7 protein-coding genes and 2 pseudogenes are annotated in these 9050 nt (G+C 73.9%); 7 read left to right on the plus strand and 2 right to left on the minus strand.

Annotation, left to right across the window (positions count from 1 at the left end; all coding sequences use genetic code 11):
- The 7 genes and pseudogenes from J0670_RS20950 to J0670_RS20980 form a co-directional block, all read left to right on the plus strand.
- Positions 1 to 284: pseudogene (locus J0670_RS20950) on the plus strand (ferric reductase); the annotation flags it as partial.
- A 38-nt stretch (positions 285 to 322) separates the two neighbouring features.
- Positions 323 to 889: an FMN-binding protein gene (locus J0670_RS20955; RefSeq protein WP_207813175.1), complete on the plus strand. Its 567-nt coding sequence runs from the start codon at positions 323 to 325 to the stop codon at positions 887 to 889.
- 6 nt (positions 890 to 895) lie between these two features.
- Positions 896 to 1672, plus strand: coding sequence for an FAD:protein FMN transferase (locus J0670_RS20960; RefSeq protein ID WP_307806623.1), 777 nt, complete (start codon positions 896 to 898; stop codon positions 1670 to 1672).
- 190 nt (positions 1673 to 1862) lie between these two features.
- Positions 1863 to 2384 carry an EF-hand domain-containing protein gene (locus tag J0670_RS20965; protein WP_207813176.1) on the plus strand — a complete coding sequence of 174 codons (522 nt, stop codon included), beginning with the start codon at positions 1863 to 1865 and terminating at the stop codon, positions 2382 to 2384.
- Positions 2385 to 2448: 64 nt separating this feature from the next.
- Positions 2449 to 3537, plus strand: a complete 1089-nt coding sequence (locus J0670_RS20970; protein WP_207813177.1) for an isocitrate/isopropylmalate family dehydrogenase — start codon at positions 2449 to 2451, stop codon at positions 3535 to 3537.
- Entirely contained in the window at positions 3534 to 4217 is a 684-nt protein-coding gene (locus tag J0670_RS20975) for a cysteine hydrolase family protein (protein WP_207813178.1), read from the plus strand. The genes J0670_RS20970 and J0670_RS20975 overlap by 4 nt, the downstream gene beginning before the upstream one ends.
- A complete protein-coding gene (locus J0670_RS20980) occupies positions 4217 to 5134 on the plus strand; it encodes a class I SAM-dependent methyltransferase (RefSeq protein WP_307806624.1) in 918 nt (305 codons plus the stop codon). The genes J0670_RS20975 and J0670_RS20980 overlap by 1 nt, the downstream gene beginning before the upstream one ends.
- 13 nt (positions 5135 to 5147) lie before the next feature.
- On the opposite strand, the pseudogene J0670_RS20985 reads toward J0670_RS20980, so the two are convergent.
- Positions 5148 to 5378, minus strand: a pseudogene (locus tag J0670_RS20985) (VOC family protein); the annotation flags it as partial.
- Positions 5379 to 5398: 20 nt separating this feature from the next.
- Positions 5399 to 9050, minus strand: a 3652-nt coding sequence (locus tag J0670_RS20990) for a BTAD domain-containing putative transcriptional regulator (protein ID WP_207813179.1), incomplete at its 5' end; no start/stop codon positions are given.

The following is a 9050-nucleotide window of genomic DNA, read 5'->3' on the forward strand; positions in this document are numbered from 1 at the left end:
GCGAGGTCACACTGGTCCAGCGGGCGCGGCGCGCCGAGGACGTGCTGTTCCGGGCCGAGCTGGCCGACGTCGCCCGGCGGCGCGGCGCGGCGGTGCACGAGCTGCTCGGCTCGCGGCAGCAGGTCGGGGACCTCGGGGCCGCGCTGGCCCGGATCGTGCCGGACCTGGCCGAGCACGAGGTGTACCTGTGCGGACCGGAACCGATGGCCGAGGAGGCCGTGCGCGCGCTGCGGGCCGCGGGGGTACGGCCGGGGCGCATCCACTACGAGTCCTTCGCCTTCTGAGCCCCACCCTTCGCCACCTACCGAGGAGTTGTCCTGCCATGCGTCGAGCCGTCGTCACCAGTGCCGCCACCGCCGCCGGGGTGGTGCTGCTGCTCTCCCTCAAACCGCACCAGGCCGCCGGGAACGCGCCGGTGATCAGCTCGGGGGCCGGGTCCGGCTCGGACTCCGGGGCCTCCGCCGCCGGCCCGGGCTCCGGAAGCGGCTCCGGCTCCGGCTCCGGTTCCAGTTCCAGTTCCAGTTCCGGTTCCGGTTCCAGTTCCGGTTCCAGTGGCGCGACCGGCCCCGCGTCCTCGCCGTCCGCCGCACCGGCCCCCGCCTCCGGCGGTGCCACCCGGAAGGTCAGCGGGGACACCGTGAACACCCGCTACGGGCCGGTGCAGGTGCAGGTCACCCTCGCCGGGAGCCGGATCACCGCCGTCGACGTCGTCAAGTACCCCACCCAGGACCGCCGGGACCGCGAGATCAACACCAGCGCCCTGCCCGTCCTCAACCAGGAGGCGATCTCCGCGCAGAGCGCCCGGATAGACGTGGTCAGCGGCGCCACCTACACCAGCGACGGCTACGTCCGCTCGTTGCAGAGCGCCCTCGACCGGGCGAAGGGCTGAGGCGCGGTGCTGCGGCACGCCGAGCCGGTGATGGGCACCGTCTTCTCCATCGCCGTCCGCGACCCGGGGCCGGACACCGAACCGGTGCTGCGCCGGATCGTCGAGCGGCTGCACCGGATCGACGCGGTGTTCTCGACCTACCGGCCGGAGAGCGACGTCAGCCGGCTCGGGCGGGGCGAACTGGCCCTGGCGGACTGCGATCCGGACGTCCGGACGGTGCTCGCCGCCTGCCGGGAGGTCGCGGCGGAGACCGACGGCTACTTCACCGAGCGGCCGGGCGGGCGGCTCGACCCCAGCGGCTGGGTCAAGGGCTGGGCCGTCGAGGAGGCTGCCGGACTGCTGCGCGCCTCCGGTGCCCGGCAGTACTGCGTCAGCGGCGGCGGGGACGTGCAGACCTCCGGCGGGCCGTGGCGGGTCGGCATCGCCGACCCCCGGCAGCCCGACCGGCTCACCGCCGTGCTGAGCGGCGACGGCCTCGCGGTGGCCACCTCCGGCACCGCCGAGCGCGGCGCGCACATCCTCGACCCGCACACCGGCCGCCCGGCGGACGGCCTGCTCTCGCTCACCCTGGTCGGCGCCCCGGGCACCGGCATCGCCCGTACCGACGCCTGGGCCACCGCCGCCTTCGCCATGGGCCCCGACCGGGCGCTCGCGTGGGCCGCCCGGCGGCCCGGCATCGAGGCGCTCGCCGTGCTGCCGGACGGGACGAAGCGCTGGACGCCCGGCCTGCCCGGGCACCTCCCGCCCTTCGGACCGGCCGACTGGCGGCTCGCGGCGCGTTGACCCTACGTCCGCGCCGTTATCCCAACGCCCGTTCCGCAAACCGAACTTCCCATCCGCTAAGCCGATTTCACTCCATCAGGTGAACCCGACGATCACGACCCACCCGCCGCCACGCCGTCCTCGATAGTGGGAGACCCATCGGGCCCCGGCGCCCGATGTCCCCCCAACGCGCGACAACCGGGAGCGGCGCATGCTGACCGAGGCCACCCAGCGAATCGACCTCGTCTTCACCCTCTTCGACGCCAACCGCAACGGCGTCATCGAGGCCGAGGACTTCGAGCTGATGTCGAACCGCGTGATCGCGGCCGCCGCCGACTCCGACGAGGCCGCGAAGCAGGCCATCGACACCGCCTTCCGCCGCTACTGGACCGTCCTGGCCGACGAGTTGGACGCCGACGGCGACGGCGTGGTCAGCCGCGAGGAGTTCGCCGGCTTCGTCCTCGCCCCCGAGCTCTTCGGACCGACCGCCGGCGAGTTCGCCGACGCGCTGGCCGCGCTCGGCGACCCGGACGGCGACGGGCTGATCGAACGGCCCCGGTTCGTCGCGCTGATGACGGCGATCGGCTTCGAGCGCGCCAACATCGACGCCCTCTTCGACGCCTTCGACCCCACCCCCGAGGACCGGATCACCGTCACCACCTGGGCCGCCGGGATCCGTGACTACTACGCCCCGGACAAGGCCGGCATCCCCGGCGACCGCCTGGTCGGCTGACCGCACCCGGTTCGACCCACCGAACCACCGAACCCACCGACCCCGACCGGCCCGAGGAGGCCACGTGAAACCCGTCGTCGCACTCGCGGTCGGCCGGGGAACGGGCGCGGAGCTCGCGATCGTCTTCGAGCGCGCCCTGCACCGGATCGCCGAACTCCACGGCACCGAGGTGGAGATCGCCCGCTCGCCCCGGACGTACCACTCCTACGTCTCCCTCCGGCAGGAGGTCGCGGACATCGGGCGCATCCGCGACCTGACCGAGGAGGACGCCGCGCACTACGAGCGGTTCTGCCGCGAACAGGCCCGGCGCGGCGTCCCCGCCGTCTTCCGCACCGCCGTCAACGCCCAGTCGCTGTACCTGGTGCGCCGGCGCCTCCAGGCCGTCAAGGTCGAGCCGATCAGCGCCGGCACGGCCGAACTGCTGCTGGTCCGGGACGAGGCCCAGGGCTTCTACACCGGCGAGAACCGGCACTCCCCCGGCGTGGTCACCCGCACCATGGAGTTCAGCCGCGAGATCACCCTCAAGGTACTCGAGTACGCCGTCCGCCGGGCCCGCCGGGAGTGGCCGGACGGCGGCCCCGCCCGGGTCGTCATGGCCTACAAGTTCCACCTGCTGGACGGCGCCCTGGACGACTGGGTGCGCGGGATATCCGGTCAACTCGGCGTCGAGGTGGGGCTGTTCCAGCCCGACACGGTCAACCGCAACCTGATCACGCACGGCCCCGAGGACCGTACGGTGATCGTGGCGGGCAACGAGTGGGCGGACATCATGCACGTCGTCCTGCTGGACCGGTACGGCTCCGAACGGCAGGAGAACCGCTGCACCGAGAACGTCCACCTCCACCCGGACCTCGGCGAGTTCACCGAGTACCAGACCGTGCACGGCTCCGCCGACGACCTCGCGGGCAAGGACACCGTCAACCCGGTCGCCACCCTGCGCGCCGCCGCCGTGATCGCGGAGCGGCACGCGGGCTGCGCGGGCGCCGTGGCCGCCGTCGAGGCCGCGCTCGCCGCCGCCGACGGGCGGGGCGTACGCACCCCCGACCTGGGCGGGCGGCAATCCACCACGGCCGTCGTGGACGCCGTCCTCGACGCGCTGGTCCTCGGAACGCCCGTGGACCACGCCCCGGGCGGCACCGGGGCGAGCTTATGAACACGCCGCCCGGCCGTACGGCGGGCCGTACGGCGCTGGTCGTCGTCGACCTCCAGAACGACTTCTGCACCGGCCCGGTGGCCGCCGCCCGCTACCCCGGCGACCCGACCCGGCTCGCCACCGTCGCCGCCAACACCGCCCGGGCCGTCGAGGCGGCCCGGGCCCACGGCACCGAGGTGGTGTTCGTCCGCTTCATCGGCGATCCCGCCCTCCAGGGCGCGAGTTGGCGCCGCCGCGACGCCGCGCTCGGCAAGCGCCCCAAGTGCCTCGACGGCAGCTGGGGCGCCGAGTTCCACGCCGTGGCCCCGGAGCCGGGCGAGGCGGTGTTCACCAAAGCCGCCTGCTTCGACGCCTTCCTCAACCCCGGCTTCGAGTCCCATCTGCGCCGTGGCGGCGTCCAACACCTGGTGATGGCGGGCGTGTTCGCGGACGTGTGCGTGGACAGCACCGCGCGCACCGCGTTCCAGAAAGGCTTCCACATCACCGTGCTCGCCGACTGCACGGCGGCGCTGCACCTGCCGGACGACGCCGTGCTGAGCTTCATGGGCCGCGTCTACGGGGCCCGGGTCACCACCCGTGACCAACTCTCCGTCTGGACGAGCCTTCCCGAGCCGACCCTTCCCGAGCCGATCCTTCCCGAGACGGCCGTCCCCCAGAACCAGGAGCAACCGTGGGTTTAGTGGGTTCAGACGTGAACGCCGGTGTCCGCGCGAACGTGGAGGGCAGCACCGGCGTCAACGCGGGCGTCGGACTGACCGCCCTGCTGGTCGCCGCCGCCCGAGCGATCGAGACCCACCGCCCCGACCCGCTCGCCCGGGACCCGTACGCCGAACACTTCGTCCGCGCCGCCCCCGCCTCCGCGCACTGGCCGGTCCACCCCCGGGACGTCCCGGGCGGCGATGCCGACCCGCTGTGGGGGCGGCTCGGCCGCTACTTCGCCCTCCGCACACGGGCGTTGGACGACCAGCTGCTACGGGCCGCCCACCTCGGCACCCGCCAGGTGGTCCTGCTCGGGGCCGGCCTGGACGCCCGCGCCCTCCGGCTCGACTGGCCGCCCGGCCGCACCGTCTTCGAGGTCGACCGACCGGAGGTGCTGGCGTTCAAACAGCGCGTCCTGGACGGGCTCGGCACCCCGCCGGCGGCGCCGCACCGGGTGGCGGTCGAGGCCGACTTCCGCACCGACTGGTCCCCGGCCCTGACCGCCGCCGGCTTCCGCCCCGACCTGCCGACCGCCTGGCTCGCCGAGGGCCTGCTGCTCTACCTGCCCGGCGCGGCCGAGCGCGAACTCGTCGCGGCCGTCGACCGGTTCAGCGCCCCCGGAAGCACCCTGGCGTACGAGGCCAAGCTCGGCGTGGAGTCCGCGGCGGTGCGCGACAACCCGGTGTACACCGCGACCCGCGAGCGCATCGGCGTCGACCTGCTCGCCCTCTTCGACAGCGAACCCCGGCCCGACACCCCCGCCGACCTGACCGCACGCGGCTGGACGACCGCCGTCCACACGCCCTTCGAGTTCACCCGCCACTACGGACGCGGCCCGCTCCCCGGCCCGAACGACACCCTCGCGGCCAACCGCTGGGTCTTCGCCGCCCGGCCCTGACCCCAGAGCGCCGTCAGAGCGGGTTGAGACGAGCCTTCAGCAGGCAGAACTCATTGCCCTCGGGGTCGGCGAGCACGTGCCACGACTCGTCGCCGGTCTGGCCGATGTCGGCCGGGCGCGCCCCGAGCTTCAAAAGGCGTTTGAGTTCGGCATCCTGATCGCGGTCGGTGGCGTTGATGTCGATGTGCAACCGGGACTTCCCCGGCTCCGGCTCGTCCCTGCGGCTGAGGAAGAGCGTCGGCTGCGCGACGGGTTTTCGGGTGGTCAGCCGGACGGGGCGGCACCGTCGTCCACGGACGGCTCCTCCGGCGGATCGAGAAGTGCCCTGACGCTGCCGGGCTTCCGGAGGTCGGGGTGGTCGGACCAGATCTTCCCGGCCAACGCCGTCAGTGCCGGGGACGGCTCCACGGCGTACTCCCGGGACAGCCGCTCCCTGATCTGATCGTAGGTGTCGACCGCCTGGACCCGGCGCCCGCACCGGTACAGGGCCAGCATCAGCAGGGCGCACAGCCGCTCGCGCACCGGGTGTTCCGCCACCAGCAGGCGGAGCTCCCCCAGGACCTCATCGTGCCACCCGAGACCCAGCGCGGCGGCGTACCGGTCCTCCAAGGCGGTCATCCGCTTCTCCGCCAGGCGCGTGCGCTCCCAGGAGGCGTACGGCCCCGGCACGCCCTCCAGCGCGTGGCCCTGCCAGAGCAGGAGCGCGGACCGCAGTGCGTCGTGTGCCGGACGGAGCTCACCGGCCGCCTCCGCCGCCGCCGCCGAGGCGATCCAGGAATCGAAGACGGACGCGTCCAACGCCCCCGGGGCCACGGTCATCGCGTAGCCGTCGCCCACCGACCGCAGGATCTCGGCCCGTCTGCGGGGGTTGGCCCTGTCCCCCAGGACCGTACGGATTCGGGAGACGTAGGTGCGCACCATCGCGACGGCCTGCGGCGGTGGCCGCTCGCCCCAGACCGCGTTGACCAGGCTCGCGTTGGACACCGGCGCCGGGGCGTGCAGGAGCAGCGCCGCGAGGACGGCCTGCTGCTGGGGCGAGCCGAGGGACAGCGGCTCCTCGCTCCACCAGGCCCGCAGCGGTCCGAGCAGCGAGTACCGCAGGCGGCGCCGGTCGGGCACGGGCGGCGTCCCGTCCGAACCCGATGGCGCGGCGGGCCCTCCCTGGACTCCCGAGGTGGAGATCCTCCTGGCGACCTCGGCCGCCGACGGCCGCAGATCCGCTTCCTCCCGCAGCAGTTCGAGGACGAGAGCGTCCAGGGCCTCCGGTACGCCAGGCCTGAACGCGCTCGGAGGGGGCGGCGTCCGCTCGTCCGGAGGCCGCACGTCCGCCAGCATCTCGTACAGCAGACGGCCGAGGGCGTGGAGGTCGTCGGCCGGCCGCGATTCCTCGTCGAAGCCGAAGTCGCAGAGCGCCGGACCACCGTCCGGGCGGAGGAGGATGTTGGAGGACTTGACCTTGCCGTGCACGATGCGGCGGCTGTGGAGGTGGCCGAGCGCCTCCGCCACGGCCTCGCCGATCATCGCGGCGTTGCGCACGGAGAGGCGTCTCCTGGCCAGCACGCTCCTGAGGTTCGGCCCGTCGACGAATTCCAGCACCAGGTGAAGCTGGTCGTGCTCGGCTCCGGCGGCGAGGAAGGCGACGATGCCCGGGTGGTCGAGGGACCCCAGCATGTCGACCCGGTCCCGGAACCACTCCGGCTGCCAGCCCCGGGACCGCACCCAGCTCCCGTCGAACGTCTTGATCACGACCGTCGAGCCGTCGCGTTCGTCCCGGCCGCGCCAGATCGTGCCCGCGCTGCCCTGGCCGATCGGTGCGACCCGGCGGAAGTGCCAGGCGACGAGCCGGCGTTCGGTCTCGCTTCGCCGGCTGCCCGACAGCTCCCAGACCTGGACGAGGTTCTCGCGGTCCGCGACGGTGGCGACGACCAGACGGTGTTCGTCACCGGTGATGCCGACGACCGCCTTCGTCCGGAGGTGGTCGACGTGGCCGGCGATGCCGGGGCCGGCGTCGAAGAGGTCGCCGGGGGCCCATCGACGGATCAGCCCCTGGCCGTCGACTCCGAGCAGGATCGACGAACCGTCGGCGTGCGGCACCGAGGTGACCGTCAGGAGCTGGTGTCCGTCGAGGCGCCGCAGGTAGACGACCGGGACTCCGGCGTCCGCGTCCCACAGCTGCACGTAGCGTCCGGCGTCGGTGATCAGGACGTACACCCGACCGTCCGAGTGGGTGTGCGCGGCCATCGCCACCGGCTGCCACGGGAGCCTCTCGTAGCGACTGATGAGCGAGCCGTCCGTGCCGTCCCAAAAGCTGAGTTGCCGGTCGGCGTCCACCGTGCAGATGACGGATCGCGGGCTGTGGTGCCCCAGCGCGGCCATGGCGACGACCTCGGGGCCGCCGGTGGCGAGACGCAGCGGGGGCGCCACCTCCGATCCGTGCGCCGCGTCGATGAAGTGGACCAGGCCGTCCGCACCGTGGACGGCCAGGTGGTCGGGCCCCTCGGGGCGCGGCACCGCCGCCATCGCCACGACCCGCCAGGGCAGCCGGAAGCTCGTGAGAGCGCGGAGGGAGCCGGACTGCTCCGCGCCGTCTCCCCCGGGTGCGAGCAGCTCGGCCAGCCTCTCGTCGAGGTTCCAGGCGGCCAACTCGTCCGGGCGCCCGGGCATCTGGTCGAGCAGTTGCCGGAGCTCCTCCGAGTGCTCGATCCGCGCGTAGTCGTCTCCGAGCCTGGCGCGGATCTCTCCGCGCAGCTCGGCCTCGGTGAACCGGTGCAGGGTGACGAACCTGGTCGTCCGTGGGACGGCCAGCGAGTCGATCGAGTCGGTGGTGACGATCACGCAGCCCTGGCCCGGGGCGGCCAGGCCGAAGAGGTCGGAGGAGTCCCTGCCGGACCGGGTGCGGACGCCCGGCCTCAGGTCGTCGACGACGATCAACCAGCCCGGGTGGCCGGCGACCAGCGCGGCCAGCGGCACGTCCGCCGAACGGTCGGCGGGGCTGAGCGCGGCGCGCAGCTGGTCCAGCCCTGCCTGCAGCGATTCGGAGCTCCAGCCGTCGATCCAGTGGACGAAGGAGTGGCGCTCGCCGTGGCGCTGCACGTACTCCTGGATGAGACGGCGTCTGCCCAGGCCGAGGTCGCCCACGACCACCGCCATCGTCGGCCGCAGGAGGCCGTGTTGAGGCAGAGCGCGTTCGCACTCCCGGGTGAGCCAGGCGAGTTCGCTCTTCCGTCCGATCATGCGCGGCGGGTCCGGCGGGCTGACAATGGGCCGCACCGGTGTGAGCAGCTCCCGCCGGATCACCGACTGACCTGCCGTCCCGCCCAACACCCTTGCGATCGAGGCGTGTTGGCCGCCCGCTCCGGCCAGTACCGCGGCCGCGACCTCCGCGAAGGGGCGGCTGCGCTCCGGCAGGGGTTGGGACCCGCCCCGTACCGAGGAAGCCAGGGCGCGGAAGTCGAGCGTCCCGCCGAAGGTGGCCGCGACCCGACCGGAGACCTTGGCGAGCACGTGTTCCAGGACCCGCACCGACTCGCTGCGCGTCAACTCCGCGAGCAGTTCCTCCCGTACGCCGTCGACGAAGTCGTACACCACCTCGTCGGGGTCGGCCGAGGCGGCCCGGACCTCCAGCAGCCCGGACAGGAACAGCTCCGCCAGCTCCCGCTGCCCCGAGTCCGGCACCGTGGCCCGCTGGACCAGCCGCATCACCGGCAGGCTCAGCGGAGCCGCCGCCAGGTGGCAGGCGAGCCGGTAGGCGTTCGGGGAGCCGCCGGCCCGGAAGGCGGCGACCCGCTCGGCGGGCGCGACCGGGGCCGCCGCCGTACGGCGCGGGCGCCGCGCGCGGGGCACTCCGGTGAGGGGCGCCGCGAGCATGGGCGTCCAGCCGGCCGAGCGGCCCGCGGCGAGGTCGGCCCAGGGGGCG

Origin of the sequence: Streptomyces sp. FH025 (genome assembly GCF_017427025.1) — a bacterium.
Lineage (GTDB): Bacteria > Actinomycetota > Actinomycetes > Streptomycetales > Streptomycetaceae > Kitasatospora.